Raw genomic sequence first — 16,702 nt, forward strand, 5'->3', positions numbered from 1 at the left:
ATACATTTGTTCCCACCAAAAGGTTGCAGTTCAGCGGTGCTTTCGCTATTTTACTGACAGACCGCTGGTATTACTAACCCGCAGCCGGTAAAAATTAAAAAAACTTATGAAAAAACTGTTTGCCCTCTTATTACTTGTTTGTAGCGGTATTTCTTATGCCTGTGCAAAAGCCCTGCCGGCGGATACCTTGCCGGTGCGTGGATTTTGTATAGCAGCACCCAGAGCAGAAGGTTTGCCTTCTTTCCTGAGATTTATAACAACGGAACTGGCGCCTCGTCATGTCAACACATTGGTGCTTCGTGTTGATTTTAATTACCAGTTTAAGTCGCATCCTGAGTTACGGGATCCGGGCAGTTTAACCGAACAACAGGTGAAGCAGCTGGTGCAGACTTGCCGCGCGTACAGTATCCGCCTGATCCCGCAGATCAACCTGCTGGGGCATCAGTCGTGGGCAGGTACTACCGCCAACCTGTTAAAAATGTATCCTGACTTTGATGAAACGCCCTGGGTAAAGATGCCGGCAAAATACGAATGGCCCAATGCCGATGGGTTATATTGCAAGAGCTATTGTCCATTGCATCCGGGGGTGCATAAGATCGTTTTTGAACTGGTCGATGAGATTTGTGATGCTTTTGAGTCGACGGCTTTTCATGCAGGAATGGATGAAGTATTTTATATCGGGGAGGCAAAGTGTCCCCGCTGCAGCGGCAGGGACAAAGCGGAATTATTTGCCGGCGAGGTATGGACCATTCGTAATCACCTGGCGGGAAAGGGCCGGGCGCTTTGGATCTGGGGCGATCGCTTGCTGGATGGAAAAACCACCGGTTTGGGAGAATGGGAGGCGAGTATGAATAACACCCATCGTGCAGCCGACCTGGTACCCAAAGACGTGATGATCTGTGACTGGCATTATGAGCGGCCGGATAAAACACCGGTTTATTTTGCGATGAAAGGATTGTCTGTGATCACCTGTCCGTGGAGAATGCCTGAAAATGCAAAGTTGCAGCTGCGTGATATGTACGATTACAGGACCAGTGCCACCAAAGAAATGAAGCCCCGTTTCCAGGGAATGATGCAAACTGTTTGGTCTGATGCCGAAAGCTTCCTCAAAGAATTTTATGGTACCGGCAAGCCGCAGAAAGATACAGTGAATACCAGTGCGAATTGCTTCCGGGCAGTGTTCCCAAGATAAGAATTACGTAATTCGTAATTCATTCTCAGTAGTGTTTTTTAAGCAGGGGAATAAAAATTTCTGAGTAGTTGGGACCATTGAGCGAAATAAAGAAGTGGTTGCCGCTCATTTTAAAGACCCCTTCTTTGCAATTCATGCTGATAAAATTATACATAGGGATACCTGCAGTAGCAAAGTCCATAGGTACGGGCAGTTTCAGGTAGTTGCCCCCTGAGATCCTTTTACGCATCAGGTAGGAAAAGTTCTGGCGCAGCTGCGCATGTGCGGCAGTAGCGGTAGCGGGAATGAGTATGCCTGCAAACATCGACAACTTTTCATAGTCGGTAACCGGAACTGCATCCAGGGTACCTGTAATGATCCTGCTTTGCTCGAGGTCAAACAAGGTTTGCATCTTTTTAAATAAAGTATAATGTTGCGTCATCCTGGCAATCATTTCTGCAACAGGATCCTGACCGCGGGAAATAAGCGTATAGTATAAAATGCTGTCCGGCATTCTCATTTTTTCGCAGCGCTCATAGTTGAATAAGCCACGAAAAGCTTCACTACCAATGGCAGCTGTAATACCTTCCGTAATCTGCAAGGTTCTTTTTTCGTTAGGTAGAATAATGATCCGGCGAAAATCCTTTGGACTTTCTTTAAAATGTTGTTTGAACGCCTTGCTGAAAGCTGCGGTGGTAGCATATCCGCAATGGTCGCTAATTTCGCCGATGTTATAACCGCTGTGCCGGAGCAAGCCTGCAGCCAGTTCCAGCCGGTGTCGCTTTACGTAATGCCAGAAGGGCTCACCCATGCATTCGGTAAAGTTGTGATAGAAATAGGAGTAGGAGATGCCCAGTCTTTCGGAAACGTCTTTAATGCTAAATGGATCACTCACATGATCATCGGCGTAGGATAAACCCTGTAGTGCAAAATTTTCAAGTTGCTCTTTGGTCAGGAGGGGTGACATATGATACTGGGATTTAAATGATTTTCACTGGATACCGGTACTAGCTAATTTGATCTGTTTTTTGACCTGTTACTGCACGAACATGGTGTCTAATTTAATTTTTTTTATGATTGTGACACTGGTAATTTTGAGAAACATTTTATCACATTGATAACCAATATGCTACGCTGTTGTTTAAATAATAAATAGTTATAATATATTTAATTTTATCATTGGAACAAGCTGTTTGAATGAAGCAAATATTAAAAAAAGCTGGAATGGACAAACAGCCTATTATGCGAATAAATAACTTTAGCCCGAGTCATGTTCCCTGTTGATACACCCGGTACAATTTCTTCTGATTATGATAGCCGTCGTTATTATTTTACTGTTATTACTTTTCTCCGGATGGATGTTGTTATACAAACATTTTAAGGCGCTGCGGTCGGCGAACATCAGCCTTGTGAAAGGGGAGCAAAGGGAAGCATCCCTGTTGTTTGAGTTGGGGGAAATAAAAGAGAAGAATCGTAAGCTGGAAGATAAGCTCAGAAAAGTGCAGTATGAGTTGTATTATGAAAAACAAAAAGAAGGTCATCGTTAATCCATACATCCACCTTTTATCATTCTTGTTGTTTTCGGTTTTGCCGATATTTGGTTAGGTTTGTTGCCATGCAGGTAGTTTTTCAGATTACATCCGCAGACCAGGATGTACAGCTCTCCATGTTGGGGCAGCTCCATAATCTTCTTCACGAGGCGGAAGCCGGCAAAAAAAGTATAGCCGTAGAGGTGGTTGTACATGGGCAGGCCTGGAATCTTTTACTGGCCAACGCCAATCCATTATCCGGAAAAGTGCAGTCTTTACAGGAGCGATCCGTTAAGTTCCTGATTTGTCAAAACACGCTGAATGGCCGGCAGCTGCAGGTGGAGCAATTGCTTCCAGGCACAGAAGTAGTCCCGGCGGCGATATATCACCTGGTAAAAAGACAACAGCTGGACGGCTGGGCCTATATCAGATGTTAGTTTAATTGTTTATGACTTAATTGGTTTATTAGTTTATTTTTACATTTTATTGCAGTGCCGGTATTCTTGTGAAAACTATTTTGAGGGGGCAGCACCAAATAAAAATTGTAATTATAACGTTAAATGGTTGCACGATTGAAAAGGACTAACCTCTTAAACTTTTATACTTTGAAATTCACGAAATCTACCGGAATACTGTTGCTATTCATGGCAGTACCCTTCTTTTCCTTCGCACAGGACTGGCATGTAGGCGCTTTTCTGGGCATTACCAACTACAGCGGAGACCTTACCCAGCAGCGGGTAGATATGAAATACACCCGCCCTGCCCTTGGTTTGCTGGTGAGAAAGGATATCAACCGTTACCTCACTATCCGTGGCGCTTTTACCTGGGGCATTGCCACAGGCGCCGACAGCACCAATTCCTCGAAAGACCTTCTCCAAAGGAACCTGAGTTTCCGTTCCAATGTATTCGAAGGAAGCCTGATCGGGGAGGTTAATTTTTTTGAGCTGGAGGAAAAAGGGTTTACGCCTTATGTATTTGTGGGTATTGGTGGTTTTGGGTTTGATCCTACTGCGAAAGATCAATCGGGGAACAGGGTGCGGCTTCGTCCACTGGGTACAGAAGGACAGGGATTGCCACAGTATCCGACCCGTCAGCCATATGATCTGTTTGCGATCTCTATTCCTTTTGGCGCCGGTGTGAAAGCTATTTTAAATGATCAGTGGACGCTTGGATTTGAAATAGGATTCAGGCCTACCCTGACGGATTACCTGGATGATGTGAGCACGAATTACGTTGATCAGAATACGTTACTGGCCTATCGTGGCCAGAAGGCGGTAGATATGGCCTGGCGTGGTGATGAGGTAAGCGGTAAAGTTACACCGGGTGCTTATCCTGCCGACGGCGCCATACGTGGTTCAGATAAACATAAAGACTGGTATGCCTTTTCCGGTTTCACCATTACCTATCGATTGGGCGGTGGCAGCGGCTGGGGAAAACAGAAGGCTACCCGTTGCCCGATACTCAGACCATAATCATTTGCTAATCAATATATTTAATACCCTATAAATCACTTTAATCCCGGCCTCTCGCCGGGATTTTTTTATTGGCATAGTTGTTGAATTTATGAGTTCAAACAGGTATAATGCAGCCACCAGCTTATGGCGGATAGCAGGATCAGAAATCGCGGAGATAGTAAAGAAACGATAACCGCAAAAATAAGTTGGTGTGCCACAGCCTGTTTTGCTAACAAAAAAGAAGAGCCATGAAGAAGTTTTTAATTTTAGCTTCCGTGATGTTGATAGCAGGCAGTGTTAGTCTTTTTGCCCAACACCGGCCACCTGCACCACCGTTACCACCAAGGCCCCCGGTTCCTGCACATTTTCCGCATCCACCGGTTCCGCCAAGGCCGCCATTGCCGCCAAGGCCTTCTCATCACAGGCCGCCACGGCCACCACATCCGCCAAGACCGGGATACAGACCAAAGAAACATCATTATAAGCATCATAGGCCTCACCACAGATATAGTTATGTGGGATATCCGGGAACGGAGTATGCTGCGAACAATGCCACTTTTACACTGTATCAGCTGTAATTCAATAACACCACAACTTTTATTTGCCAACCAATCTTGAACTAAAAACCAAAAAACATGAAAAAAGTATTGCTGATGATGCTGCTCATGGGCGGCGCAGTGCTCACCACTTATGCACAAAGGGGATACGATCGTGGATACAGGGATCATGGCCGCGGACATGGCCGCTGGGAGCGCGACAGATGTGATCGCGATGACCGTTATGAACGCAGGGCCTATTACCGTGGCGGATGGGATGATGATTGCTACCGTCCGAGAAGGAGAGTAGTATATGCGCAACCCGCTTATTACCCGGTAGTACCAGTACCCGTTCCGGTACCACCAGTACGCTATTATCCATCCAGGCCCAGGGCCGTATTCCACGCAGGTGTAACTATCGTGAACTGATAACTGAAAATGGAATAAATGAGGTGCCTCCCGCTATTTAAGCGGGGGGCATTTTTTATTGCGGTGCCGGATGGTTACTTTTGTTGATTGGTAATAAGATTCAAACATGGCATATAAAAATCTCAGACACTTTATAGATACGCTGGAACAGGCAGGAGAACTGGTTCGCATTAAAACTTATGTGAACCCTAAACTGGAAATAGCCGAAATAACAGACCGGATCAGCAAATCACCCGATGGAGGGAAAGCATTATTGTTTGAAAATACCGGGACAGACTTCCCGGTACTGATCAATTCCATGGGCAGCTATAAGCGGATGTGCCTGGCGCTGGGTGTGCATGAACTGGACGATGTAGCCGGCGAAATTGAAAATCTCTTTAAACTGTTATCCAAACCTAAAGAAGGAATACTTGATAAGCTGGCATTGCTGCCCAAACTGGGCCAGTTTGCCTCCTGGATGCCCAAAGTGGTTGGCGGAAAAGGCAGCTGCCAGGAAGTAGTGATGGCCAATCCTGACCTGGAAAAGCTGCCGGTGCTTACCTGCTGGCCGAAAGACGGCGGCCCTTTTGTAACACTTCCCGTGATACATACCAAAGATCCGCTGACAGGCACCCGTAACGTAGGCATGTACCGGATGCAGGTGTTTGAAAAAGATATGACCGGTATGCACTGGCATAAACATAAAGTATCTGCCAAACACTTTATGGAATATAAGAAGCTGAATAAACGTATGCCCGTTGCCGTAGTGCTGGGCGGGGATCCTGTTTATACCTACTCCGCTACTGCTCCTCTCCCGGAAAACGTGGATGAATATATGCTGGCCGGCTTCCTGCGCAAAAAGAAAGTAGAGCTGGTGAAATGTATTTCCCAGCCGGAAATTGAAGTGCCGGCAGATGCTGACTTTGTAATTGAAGGTTATGTGGATCCTGCTGAAGAGCTGATCTGGGAAGGGCCATTCGGGGATCATACCGGTTACTATTCGCTGGCCGACTGGTATCCTAAGTTTCATGTTACTGCCATTACCCACCGCAAAGACGCCGTATATCCGTCAACGATAGTAGGTATCCCTCCCCAGGAAGATGCCTGGATAGGGAAAGCCACCGAACGTATTTTCCTGGCGCCTATTAAAATGACGCTGGTACCTGAGATCATTGATATGGAAATGCCGGTGGAAGGCGTTTTTCATAACCTTGTGATTGCACAGATCAAAAAAGACTATGCGGGGCAGGCGCAGAAAGTGATGAATGCCATGTGGGGTGCGGGGCAAATGATGTTTAATAAAATCCTGGTGGTAACAGATGATGGGGTAAAGATCAACGATTATAAGCAGCTGGCACAGTATGTCTTCCGGCATCTGAACCCGGCTACAGATATTTATCTTAGCCAGGGCCCGATGGATGTGCTGGACCACTCCTGTTCCAAAATGGGTTTTGGCGGAAAGATGTGTATTGACGGCACCCGTAAGTATGAGGAAGAAACAGATACTGCCTATTTACAGACGCCGGCGCCACGGACTATAGACAGTGCCGCTATTATGCAGCAGTTCCCGGAAATAAAGGGTATTAATGCCAGCCTGTTGCAGTTGGACATCTCCTGTATACTGGTAGCAGTAGAAAAAAGCCGTCCATTCCACGTACGTGAATTGAACGAACAGCTATATACCCTGCCGGCGATGGCGGGCGTAAAGATGATCCTTTATGTAGAACATACGGTAGACGTTAGCGATCTGGCCTCGGCGCTGTGGCGTTTCTGTAATAACCTGGATCCTAAGCGCGACAGCTTTGTGATCAATAAGCCATCGGCCCGGCCAGGGAAATACATTGGCGGCATTGGCATGGACGGCACGCTGAAAACAAGGCTGCTGGATAACTTTGAGCGCGACTGGCCCAATATTATTGTTGCAGACGATGCTACTATCAGCAAAGTAGACGCTAAATGGGCAGAACTGGGCATTGGTCCCTTCCTGGCTTCTCCTTCTCTCAAATACAAACAGCAGATCTATGGCGAAGAAGCGGTGGTGCAGCAGTAGCTGTATACTCCTGTTAGCTTTCATGGCCGGCAGCCTTCGGGTAGCCGGCCAGGCCAGTACGGCCGATTTCCGTTTCCTGGATAAACTGCAGGGTACCTGGAAGATGAACACCCGGAAAAGTACCATCATAGAAACCTGGAGCCGCGTAAACGACTCTACCTGGAACGGGCAAACCTGGCGGGTAGTAGGAGCTGATAGTGCAAAACAGCAATCTATGCAGCTGGTCAGGAGAGGAGATGCGATTTTTTTTATGCCGGTATATGAAGGACATCAGCCGGCACAGCCCGTGCGACTGAAACTACGGGTATTAAAGCCGATTGGCTTCGTAGCGGAAGACCTCAACAACGATTTTCCCAGAAAAATTACCTATCGTTTTAAAGATGCCCGTCACCTCGACGCGCGCGTGGAAGGCACGCGGGATGGCACTATAGAAGAGTATATTTTCCAATACATTATTTCAGAAGATTAAAGATTCCCGATTGCGCAAATCATTTTCCCGATTCGAAAGAACCGTTCGCATTGCTGTACCTACTTTTGTATCATACACACGATACACACCTAAATCAAAATATTCTCAATAAAGCAATAATTTGAGTTGGTCGTACAAGCAATGCCGCACTCGTTCACGGGAGCGGTTTTTTTTGCCCAGGATTAGACTGATTTCTGATGATTTATAGGATTTTTATTTTTTTGATTCTAAAAGATTTTGGGAGATATAAGCGGATATGTATTCGCCAATATCTCCCAAAATCTTTCTAAATCTTTCAATCAAAAAAAATCCTATAAATCATCAGAAATCAGTCTAATCCTGGAAAAAAAAACTTACTTGTGTATTTCCGATGTAAAGTTGAACTGAATATCCGGGTTGTTGGTACGTTCTGTATTGAGGTACCATTCTGACTGCGCCAGGTAAACCAGGTGGCCATCTTTATCTTCCACGATGTTGGAGGATTTAAAGCGGATGAATTCTTCTATTTTATCTTTTGGACCGGTGAGCCAGCAGGCTTTGTAGAATGGCAGTGTATTAAACTGGCATGCGGCGCCATATTCCTGCAGCAGGCGGTATTGTATTACTTCAAACTGGAGTTCACCAACGCAGCCAATGATTTTGCGGTTACCGCCATGCTGGGTAAAGAGCTGGGCTACCCCTTCATCTGTAAGCTGGCGTATACCTTTTTCCAGCTGTTTGGTCTTCATCGGGTCTTTGTTTACCAGTTCCTTAAACAGTTCCGGGGAAAAGCTGGGGATGCCGGTGATATAGAAGTTTTCGCCTTCCGTTAAGGTATCGCCGATTTTGAAGTTGCCGGTATCAAATAATCCTACTACATCGCCGGGGAAGGCATCATCTACCACGTTCTTTTCACGGGCCAGGAAGCTGTATGGGTTGCTGAACCTAACGTCTTTGTCTAAACGAACATGGTGATAGAATTTGTTCCGTTCAAATTTGCCGGAGCAAACTCTCAGAAACGCAATACGGTCGCGGTGGCGGGGATCGAGATTGGCATGTATTTTAAAAACGAAGCCGCTGAACTTATCTTCATTTACATCTACCTCACGGCTGGTTGCTTCCCGGTTGCGTGGTGTGGGAGCAATATCTACAAAGGTATCGAGCAGATCTTTCACACCGAAGTTGTTAACGGCGCTGCCGAAGAAAACAGGCGCGAGTTTACCCGCGAGATAATCTTCCCGGTTAAAGGTGTCATAAACGCCTTCGATCAGTTCTACATCGCCACGCAGCTGGGCGGCATCTTTGGTGTTGAAATGTTCGTCCACGAAGCTGCTGCTGAGATCGGAGAGTGGCACTATATCGTCATCGGTCGCTTTTTTGTTGGGCTGGAAGGCCACAAAGCTTTTATGATACAGGTTGTATACCCCTTTAAAGTCGCTGCCCATGTTGATAGGCCAGCTGAGTGGTCTTACCCGGATGTTGAGTTTTTCTTCCAGTTCATCGAGCAGGTCGAAAGGGTATTTACCGTCGCGGTCCATTTTATTCACGAAGATGATCACCGGTGTATCGCGCATGCGGCATACTTCCATGAGTCTTTCGGTTTGTTCTTCCACCCCTTTCACGCAGTCGATTACCAGTACTACGCTGTCTACCGCCGTGAGGGTACGGTAGGTATCTTCTGCAAAGTCCTTGTGACCGGGGGTATCCAGGAGATTAACCAGGATATCGCGGTATTCAAAGGTCATTACGGAAGTGGCAACAGAGATACCTCTTTGTCTTTCAATTTCCATGAAATCCGAAGTGGTATGTTTCTTTATTTTATTGGACTTCACCGCGCCGGCTGTTTGAATAGCCCCGCCGAACAGGAGGAATTTCTCTGTCAGCGTGGTTTTACCAGCATCCGGGTGAGCGATGATAGCAAAGGATTTTCTTTTACTGATTTCGTTAGCGTACTTCATAAATATCCGAAAAATGGCAGCAAAGGTAACTAAATTTTTTGTCCGGCTATATTTCGTGTTTATTGGCGCTGTCGGTGAACATAAATCCGCTAAATTTGAAATATGATAGCGACCCTTAAAATATTATGGAACAGTTTCAAAATGGCGATGCAGGAGCTGCGGGTAAATAAGCTGCGTACTTTCCTGTCGTTGTTTGGAATTACCATTGGCATCTTCTGTATCATCGCGGTACTAACCCTTACCGGCAGCCTGGAACACAACATCAGGAGGGACCTGGCAGATCTGGGGGAAGATGTGATCTATCTGCAGAAATGGCCCTGGGGCGGTAACGGGGAGTATGCGTGGTGGAAATATATGAATCGTCCCGAGCCGGAGTATAAAGACCTGAAGCCTATACAGGATAAGGTACAGAGTGCCAGTTACGCGTCGTTCAACTTTGAATCGGGCAACAAGAAAGTGGAGTTGGGCGATGACTATATGGATGGGGTAACGATGACGGCGGTAACAAATGATTTTGACCAGATACAGTCCCTGCAGATCCTGGACGGGCGTTTTTTTGCGAACAGCGAAAGTAATAGCGGCGCCAATGTGGCGATCCTGGGTTTTACGATCTGGGATGGTCTTTTCCGTTCTCCTGAAGCGGCGATGGGAAAGATGGTAAAGGTAGGAGGCCGCGATGTGAAGGTGATAGGGGTATTGAAGAAAAAAGGGGAGAGTATGATAGGAGCGGGCAGTTACGACAATGCTATTATACTGCCTTATCGTTTTGCACGTACTATAGTGGATGAGCGCCGCTTTGCGGATCCGTATATACTGGTGAAGGCGAAGCCGAATGTATCCCTGGATCAGTTGAAAGATGAGCTGCGCGGGGTAATGCGGGCTACCCACCGTTTACGGCCCAGGGAGGAGGATGATTTTGCCCTGAATGAAATCAGCTCTGCCAATGAGAACCTGAATTCGATGTTTGCGGCCATCAACGGCGGCGGTTTCCTGATTGCGGTTTTCGCGCTGATTGTAGGGGCCTTCGGTATTGCCAATATTATGTTTGTAACGGTAAAGGAAAGAACCAATATTATAGGGCTGAAAAAGGCGATAGGCGCGCGCAGGGGCATTATCCTGATGGAGTTCCTGCTGGAAGCTGTGTCGCTTTGTTTAATAGGCGGGGTATTGGGTATCTTGCTGATCTATATTATGATATTAATTATTAATACGGCAAGTTCTTTTGAAATGATTATGTCACCGGGTTCCGTTGTTTTCGGATTAAGCGCTTCGGCCATTGTAGGGTTGCTGGCGGGCTTTATCCCGGCCTATACGGCGAGTAAGCTGGATCCGGTGGTGGCCATCCGGAGCAACTAGCCACTTAAAATAGCTGGCAGCAGCGATGCTGTAGTACAGGCGGGGTTTTCCCGCCTTTTTTATTAATTTTGCACCTTATGTCTGTTAAAATATTAGCGATAGAATCATCCTGTGATGATACAGGAGCAGCAGTGCTGGTAGATGGTAAAGTGTTATCCAATCATATTGCCAACCAGAAAATACATGAACAATATGGGGGAGTGGTACCGGAACTGGCTTCCAGGGCTCACCAGGAGAACATAGTACCGGTAGTGGATATTGCATTGAAAACGGCCGGCGTAAAACGGGAGGAGTTGAGTGCGATTGCTTTTACCCAATCGCCCGGACTGATCGGTTCCCTGCTGGTAGGCAGCTGTTTTGCCAAATCGATGGCGATGGCGCTGGATATCCCGCTAATCGGCGTGCATCACATGCAGGCGCACGTGCTGGCCAATTTTATAGACGATCCCAAACCCGATTTCCCTTTTTTGTGCTTAACGGTGTCCGGTGGTCATACGCAGATTGTGTTGTGTGAAAGTCCGCTTCGTATGCGGGTGATCGGCGAAACGCTGGATGATGCTGCCGGCGAAGCTTTTGATAAAAGCGCCAAAATATTGGGGCTGCCTTATCCTGGTGGTCCGCTGATCGATAAATATGCGAAGACCGGCAACCCTTACCGGTTTAAGTTTACAGAGCCGAAGATACCGGAGTTGAATTTCAGCTTTAGTGGTCTTAAAACGGGCATACTCTATTTTTTACAGGAGAACCAGCAGAAAAATCCCGATTTTATACAGGAGAACCTGGCTGATATCTGTGCTTCCATACAGGAGCGTATTATCAGCATTTTGCTGAATAAGGTGGTGAAGGCGTCTGAGGAAACAGGTATCCGTGATATCGCTATTGCTGGTGGTGTAAGCGCCAATAGTGGCTTGCGCAGCGCGTTGGAAGTGTATGGAAAGAAATATCACTGGCGCACTTTCATTCCAAAATTTGAATACTGTACGGACAATGCAGGTATGATTGCCATCACGGCGTACTATAAATTCCTTGCAGGTGATTTTGCGGGACTGGATGCGGTGCCGACAGCGAGGGCAGCTTTTTAGCTGTTAGCTTTTAGCTATTAGCTTTTAGTAAATGCAGGGAAGATTAGGTTATTTGTTTTACTAAAAGCTAAAAGTTAATGACTAAAAGCTAACAGCTTTCGTCAATATTCTATCGCTTTGCCATCCTGAATCGATTTAGCTTTATGTCCGGCTTATCGCCGGTTTATAAAAGCTAAAATCTAATTGCTAAAAGCTGGTTCATTATCTATGAAGAAAATCTCGATCATTTTATTGGGTCTGGTCATGACCTTCGGGCTTGCATCGGCACAGGAGCAGGCCGCGCATACGGAATGGAAAAACCAGAAATATTCGATGTTCATCCACTGGGGGGCTATTTATTCCACGCTGGGAGGCGTATGGGAGGGGAAGCCGGTTACCCGCGGGTACAGCGAACAGATACAGGCGCATGCCGGTATCTACAGTGATGTTTATGGAGATGTAGCCAAACGGTTTCATCCGGAGCATTGGAATGCGGACTCGATTGTTTTGCTGGCAAAGGCTGCCGGTATGAAATCGGTGGTGATGACCTCCAAGCATCATGATGGTTTTTGCATGTTTCATTCTGCCTATACCGACTACAATGTGGTGGATGCTACTCCATTTAAGCGGGATGTGCTGAAAGAATTATCGGAAGCGTGTCAGCGGCACGGTTTGAAGTTTGGTATGTACTTTTCGCTGATCGACTGGCATTTTCCGCAGGCATATCCTATTTCCAGCAGCAACAGTGATCCGATTACACCGGAGCATCATGAGTATAACAAGAAGCAGGTAACGGAGCTGATGACCAACTATGGTCCGGTATCCGAGATCTGGTTTGATATGGGATCCCTGACGGCGCAGCAAAGCCGCGATCTTGCCGGTATTGTGCACCGTTTACAACCGGGTTGTATGGTAAGTGGCCGTTTGGGCAATGATGCCGGAGATTTTTGTGTGATGGGAGATAACCAGTACCCGGATTACAAGATCGCATCGGCCTGGCAAACGCCTGCCTCCGTATATGACGAAACATGGGGCTACCGTAGCTGGCAACAGCATGGGCCGGCGGCGGACAAAGCACATGAGAAACTGGAAGGCCTGATAAAGGTGGTAAGTCGCGGTGGAAATTACCTGCTGAACATCGGCCCGCGCGGTGATGGTGCTGTAGTAGATTTTGAGCGGGATGTATTGCTGCTCAATGGCGCCTGGCTGCAACGCAATGGCGAGGGTATTTACAGCGCATCCGCCAATCCTTTTGATACGACGTTTGCCTGGGGCGAAGTCACTACCAAACCAGGTAAATTATATCTTCACCTGTTACAAACACCCGAAAACGGGGTGATTATATTACCGGGGCTGAACAGTAAGATCAGCCAGGTAACCTTGCTGAGCAGCGGGAAAAAGCTGGCAGCAAAGGTTTCCGTAAAGGATGGCAATACCCATATTCAGCTGCCGGCAGGTTTTGCGGTGGCAGATAAAGATATCCAGGTGCTGGCGCTTACCTGTAAAGACGGCGTGAACATCACTCCGCAGCATTTGCTGAAACAGGCCACCCGTTTAACGAGAGATAATGCCACTCCCTTATATAGTTTTTCCGGTATTGACTATGAGAGCTACTATCGCAGCCAGGTGGGCGACTCCTGGGCGTTTACCGTTTCAAAACCGGCTAACCTGCAATTGGTGTACAGTGATGCAGAGAAAGGCAGGAGCATTCTCTTTACGTTGAATGGCGTTACTAAAGAAGTACCGCTGACAGGTGGTACGCAGCAATCTTTACATAATGATCCTGCCAGTTTGCAGTGGGGACCTATGTACAGTACCGGTCCTTTCTGGTCGGGTATTGATGGCACACATGGCAGCTTGAAGGATATAGATCCTGCCAGGCCATGGCCCAACAAAGACGATAAGCCATGGGTACTGCATAACGAATGGAAGAATGATGCGCCTATTGCCTTTGCGGGCGACAGAAGCGTGGCAGTATATATTTTACAGGAAATTACTGCAGCCAAAGCAGGTAATTACCTGGTAGGGTTTAACAGCGGAGATGGTATCGGTGTTTATTTAAACGGCGAAGAGCAGTTGTTACATAATAACCCGGAAAGAGGTGGTCAACAGCAGGATATCGTATTGTTGCCGCTGAAGGCCGGTAAAAACCAGCTGGTGGTTAAATACTACAGTCGTTTTGCGAAAGAAACGGTAGCCGGTATAAACCGGAATGTGCCGCAGGTATTGTATGTGCAGTCATTAGAAACGCCGGCTAAAGGAAACGGTAAAGTGGAGACCTGTGTGATCCGGGAAGCCAACCCGGTATCGGTACATTGTAATTTGCGGATGCCGAACCTGGCTGTTGTGATTGATTCAAAATAAAATGGCGAATACATTTTTTAAATTCAAGCAGTTTACGGTCCACCAGGAGCTTTGTGCGATGAAAGTGTGTACAGATGCCTGTATACAGGGAGCTTTCACCGCACGGTACCTGGTGGATAATCAAATTACGGTACCGGCTATACTGGATCTGGGCGCCGGCACCGGGTTACTGAGTTTGATGCTGGCGCAGCGTACATTGGCTGCTATTACAGCGGTGGAACTCGACGCGGGTGCGGCGCAGCAGGCAACAGAAAACTTCGCCGCTTCTCCCTGGGCCAACAGGTTAACGCTAACCCGGGAGGATATACGAAAACTGGATGGAGAAGTGAAATACGATTTTATTATTACCAATCCGCCTTTTTATGAAAGTGCCTTAAAGAGTGGTCATGCGCAGAAAGACCAGGCCATGCATGCTACCAACCTGAGTTACAAAGAGCTGCTGGCGGCTATTGGCAGGCAGTTAGCGCCCCTGGGCAGCGTGTCGGTGTTGTTGCCTTATGCGGTCTTTGAAACTTTCCGGGAGCTGGCGGCGGCGGCCGGATACCATCTGCAGGAAGTGTTATATGTACGGCAGAGTGTGAACCATGGCTTCTTCCGGACCATAGGGATATTTTCCGCAAAGAAGGTGAACCCCATCATACAGGAATTATCGATTTATGACGACAGCAACGTATATACGTCGGCGTTTGCAGCGTTGTTACAGCCCTATTATTTATATCTCTGAGTTATCTGCCACATAATCTTCCAGGTAGGCGTATTTGCCGGTTAGCGCGCCGGCAGCGGCTATGGTGGCATTAGAGATCATCTCGCTGTGTTCTTTCAGCAGTTCTTCAAACACATACTTCATCAGCTGATCACCGAAATACTGAGAAGCATCTCTTGGCAGTTCATTGGGGAGATTGCTGACGCACATCATATCTATCGTATCCGGAAGGTAAGGGGCGGTTCGCTCCATTGTTTGCCTGGTAACGCCGTAAACGGGATCTTCGATGGTGCTGTCGCCCAGGTTGCAGGGGATAGAGCCATTTGTATCGTCTGTGATATCTGCGATCACCTGTATCCTGAAATTATCTTTTTTCAGATCGGCGGCCTGGAAAAGCGGGGGGATATTATGGTCCCAATAGATGCCATTCATGAGAATATCGCTGGCGGTAACATAAGGAAGGAAACGGCATTCGTAGTTTTCCGGATGCGCGTGAAAGTCTGCCCTGCTATAGGTTTTATCGTTTTTGCGCAGGTATAGTTCCCCGGCTTTCAGTTGCGTATATACCGGGTAAGCGTAGGTATTGATAAGAAATTCTTCCGGAGGAAGATATTTAATGCCCAGCAGGCCCATGACCTCCAGGGCGCCTGCGGCCACACGGCCGGAGCCGGTAAGTACGATTTTCATTGGTGGCAGTTTGATGCCAAAATAATGGCTGATCAGCTCCTGGAAATCGTGACAGGTATGTACTCTTTTGAAGTGAAAGGACTTTGTTTTTTCGCCATAAGCCATGAGGCCATTATGGGCGCCCACGATTCCCGCGAAGAAGCCGAAGCCCAGGATCCGTTGCCCGTCGGGATGTACAAGGCATTCATAGTCTATCAGCGTAATATTTTTCTGCAGGATTGTTTGCAGCATGTGCCGGTTATGTGGTTGTTTCTTTTTGGTATGACTGAAGAAAAGGTACGTTTTACCGGCCACCAGTTTTTCAACAGGCACCTCTTTGATACCCAGCAGGATGGCGCAGTTGGAAAGATCTTCCTGTAAGGGAATGCCGGCGCTTTCGTATTCTTCATCTTTATAGCAACGCAGGGGAGAGGGTTGTACGTATAGCCGTACCTGTGGGAAATGCTGCATGATCCACTGGCATTGTTTGGGTGTAAAGGCCACCCTGTTATCATGCGGATGTTTTTCTTCCCTGATCAGTCCTATGTGTATCGTGTTTTCCATCTTTGAAATTACAGTATTTTAACGATGCGTAGCGGCAGGAAAGGAGGTTTTTTATTGATGGGTTGAAAATTTTCTGCGTGGTTAAGAAGAGTGGATAGAATCGCTGTGGTTGCTGTTTTATACGGTTTTTTAAGTGCAGGGAGTGATGTTTGCTGCATATGTTTTTTGTGAGCTGTGAAAAATTTTCTTGGAGATTAAAAAAGAGTTTCTATATTTGCATCCCGCAATTGACGCGGAGAGTTCTTGTAAAATGATTGCCCAGATGGCGGAATTGGTAGACGCGCTAGACTCAAAATCTTGTTTTCGAAAGGGAGTGCAGGTTCGATTCCTGTTCTGGGCACGTTGATTATCAATTTCTTAAGAAGGCTCACGAAAGTGGGCCTTTTTTATTTGCAAACAATTTGCAAACAAACTGCTGATGTAAGGCTTATAAA

The 16,702-nt window shown here is 47.0% G+C and carries 15 protein-coding genes and 1 tRNA gene; 13 read left to right on the forward strand and 3 right to left on the reverse strand.

Features of this window, described 5'->3' with window-relative positions; all coding sequences use genetic code 11:
- Positions 1-106 precede the first annotated feature (106 nt).
- Positions 107-1,192 carry a family 20 glycosylhydrolase gene (locus KE626_RS22830; protein ID WP_211975316.1) on the forward strand — a complete coding sequence of 362 codons (1,086 nt, stop codon included), beginning with the start codon at positions 107-109 and terminating at the stop codon, positions 1,190-1,192.
- Between the two features lie 25 nt (positions 1,193-1,217).
- Here KE626_RS22830 and KE626_RS22835 read toward each other — a convergent pair whose 3' ends face one another.
- Positions 1,218-2,138: a helix-turn-helix transcriptional regulator gene (locus KE626_RS22835; protein WP_211975317.1), complete on the reverse strand. Its 921-nt coding sequence runs from the start codon at positions 2,136-2,138 to the stop codon at positions 1,218-1,220.
- A 343-nt stretch (positions 2,139-2,481) separates the two neighbouring features.
- On the opposite strand from KE626_RS22835, the gene KE626_RS22840 reads away from it, so the two are divergent.
- From KE626_RS22840 to KE626_RS22870, 7 genes are all read left to right on the forward strand, one after another.
- On the forward strand, positions 2,482-2,718 hold the full coding sequence (locus tag KE626_RS22840) for a hypothetical protein (RefSeq protein WP_211975318.1): 237 nt from the start codon (positions 2,482-2,484) through the stop codon (positions 2,716-2,718).
- Between the two features lie 68 nt (positions 2,719-2,786).
- Complete coding sequence (locus KE626_RS22845) at positions 2,787-3,137, forward strand: DsrE family protein (RefSeq protein WP_211975319.1); 351 nt, start codon at positions 2,787-2,789, stop codon at positions 3,135-3,137.
- Positions 3,138-3,305: 168 nt separating this feature from the next.
- Positions 3,306-4,172 (forward strand): type IX secretion system protein PorG, encoded by an 867-nt coding sequence (gene porG, locus KE626_RS22850; protein WP_211975320.1) that lies wholly within the window; start codon positions 3,306-3,308, stop codon positions 4,170-4,172.
- A 230-nt stretch (positions 4,173-4,402) separates the two neighbouring features.
- Positions 4,403-4,732 (forward strand): hypothetical protein, encoded by a 330-nt coding sequence (locus KE626_RS22855; protein ID WP_211975321.1) that lies wholly within the window; start codon positions 4,403-4,405, stop codon positions 4,730-4,732.
- A gap of 57 nt (positions 4,733-4,789) precedes the next feature.
- Positions 4,790-5,119, forward strand: a complete 330-nt coding sequence (locus tag KE626_RS22860; protein WP_211975322.1) for a hypothetical protein — start codon at positions 4,790-4,792, stop codon at positions 5,117-5,119.
- 106 nt (positions 5,120-5,225) lie between these two features.
- Positions 5,226-7,148 carry a menaquinone biosynthesis decarboxylase gene (locus tag KE626_RS22865; RefSeq protein WP_211975323.1) on the forward strand — a complete coding sequence of 641 codons (1,923 nt, stop codon included), beginning with the start codon at positions 5,226-5,228 and terminating at the stop codon, positions 7,146-7,148.
- Positions 7,120-7,617, forward strand: a complete 498-nt coding sequence (locus KE626_RS22870) for a DUF6265 family protein (protein ID WP_211975324.1) — start codon at positions 7,120-7,122, stop codon at positions 7,615-7,617. Before KE626_RS22865 ends, KE626_RS22870 begins: the two co-directional genes overlap by 29 nt.
- Before the next feature lie 353 nt (positions 7,618-7,970).
- On the opposite strand, the gene KE626_RS22875 is transcribed toward KE626_RS22870, so the two are convergent.
- Complete coding sequence (locus KE626_RS22875) at positions 7,971-9,554, reverse strand: peptide chain release factor 3 (protein WP_211975325.1); 1,584 nt, start codon at positions 9,552-9,554, stop codon at positions 7,971-7,973.
- Between the two features lie 102 nt (positions 9,555-9,656).
- Here KE626_RS22875 and KE626_RS22880 point away from each other — a divergent pair, with 102 nt between their 5' ends.
- From KE626_RS22880 to KE626_RS22895, 4 genes are all read left to right on the forward strand, one after another.
- Complete coding sequence (locus KE626_RS22880) at positions 9,657-10,910, forward strand: ABC transporter permease (RefSeq protein WP_211975326.1); 1,254 nt, start codon at positions 9,657-9,659, stop codon at positions 10,908-10,910.
- Between the two features lie 77 nt (positions 10,911-10,987).
- Positions 10,988-11,992: a tRNA (adenosine(37)-N6)-threonylcarbamoyltransferase complex transferase subunit TsaD gene (tsaD, locus tag KE626_RS22885; RefSeq protein WP_211975327.1), complete on the forward strand. Its 1,005-nt coding sequence runs from the start codon at positions 10,988-10,990 to the stop codon at positions 11,990-11,992.
- Positions 11,993-12,199: 207 nt separating this feature from the next.
- A complete protein-coding gene (locus KE626_RS22890) occupies positions 12,200-14,335 on the forward strand; it encodes an alpha-L-fucosidase (RefSeq protein WP_211975328.1) in 2,136 nt (711 codons plus the stop codon).
- 1 nt (position 14,336) lies between these two features.
- On the forward strand, positions 14,337-15,059 hold the full coding sequence (locus tag KE626_RS22895) for a tRNA1(Val) (adenine(37)-N6)-methyltransferase (protein ID WP_211975329.1): 723 nt from the start codon (positions 14,337-14,339) through the stop codon (positions 15,057-15,059).
- Here the strand turns inward: KE626_RS22895 and KE626_RS22900 are convergent.
- Positions 15,048-16,268 carry an NAD(P)-dependent oxidoreductase gene (locus KE626_RS22900; RefSeq protein WP_211975330.1) on the reverse strand — a complete coding sequence of 407 codons (1,221 nt, stop codon included), beginning with the start codon at positions 16,266-16,268 and terminating at the stop codon, positions 15,048-15,050. The two genes, KE626_RS22895 and KE626_RS22900, sit on opposite strands and share 12 nt — an antisense overlap.
- 256 nt (positions 16,269-16,524) lie before the next feature.
- Between KE626_RS22900 and KE626_RS22905 the strand changes: the two genes are divergently transcribed.
- Positions 16,525-16,608 (forward strand) — tRNA-Leu (locus KE626_RS22905).
- Positions 16,609-16,702: the final 94 nt, after the last annotated feature.

This window comes from Chitinophaga hostae (genome assembly GCF_018224885.1).
Taxonomy (GTDB): domain Bacteria; phylum Bacteroidota; class Bacteroidia; order Chitinophagales; family Chitinophagaceae; genus Chitinophaga; species Chitinophaga hostae.

What these genes read in the sequence shown, in the direction of transcription:
- KE626_RS22830 (WP_211975316.1), top strand. Translation starts at nt 107, where the DNA reads ATGAAAAAACTGTTTGCCCTCTTATTACTTGTTTGTAGCGGTATTTCT.
- KE626_RS22835 (WP_211975317.1), bottom strand. Translation starts at nt 2,138, where the DNA reads ATGTCACCCCTCCTGACCAAAGAGCAACTTGAAAATTTTGCACTACAG.
- KE626_RS22840 (WP_211975318.1), top strand. Translation starts at nt 2,482, where the DNA reads ATGATAGCCGTCGTTATTATTTTACTGTTATTACTTTTCTCCGGATGG.
- KE626_RS22845 (WP_211975319.1), top strand. Translation starts at nt 2,787, where the DNA reads ATGCAGGTAGTTTTTCAGATTACATCCGCAGACCAGGATGTACAGCTC.
- KE626_RS22855 (WP_211975321.1), top strand. Translation starts at nt 4,403, where the DNA reads ATGAAGAAGTTTTTAATTTTAGCTTCCGTGATGTTGATAGCAGGCAGT.
- KE626_RS22860 (WP_211975322.1), top strand. Translation starts at nt 4,790, where the DNA reads ATGAAAAAAGTATTGCTGATGATGCTGCTCATGGGCGGCGCAGTGCTC.
- KE626_RS22865 (WP_211975323.1), top strand. Translation starts at nt 5,226, where the DNA reads ATGGCATATAAAAATCTCAGACACTTTATAGATACGCTGGAACAGGCA.
- KE626_RS22870 (WP_211975324.1), top strand. Translation starts at nt 7,120, where the DNA reads ATGGCGAAGAAGCGGTGGTGCAGCAGTAGCTGTATACTCCTGTTAGCT.
- KE626_RS22875 (WP_211975325.1), bottom strand. Translation starts at nt 9,554, where the DNA reads ATGAAGTACGCTAACGAAATCAGTAAAAGAAAATCCTTTGCTATCATC.
- KE626_RS22880 (WP_211975326.1), top strand. Translation starts at nt 9,657, where the DNA reads ATGATAGCGACCCTTAAAATATTATGGAACAGTTTCAAAATGGCGATG.
- tsaD (WP_211975327.1), top strand. Translation starts at nt 10,988, where the DNA reads ATGTCTGTTAAAATATTAGCGATAGAATCATCCTGTGATGATACAGGA.
- KE626_RS22890 (WP_211975328.1), top strand. Translation starts at nt 12,200, where the DNA reads ATGAAGAAAATCTCGATCATTTTATTGGGTCTGGTCATGACCTTCGGG.
- KE626_RS22895 (WP_211975329.1), top strand. Translation starts at nt 14,337, where the DNA reads ATGGCGAATACATTTTTTAAATTCAAGCAGTTTACGGTCCACCAGGAG.
- KE626_RS22900 (WP_211975330.1), bottom strand. Translation starts at nt 16,268, where the DNA reads ATGGAAAACACGATACACATAGGACTGATCAGGGAAGAAAAACATCCG.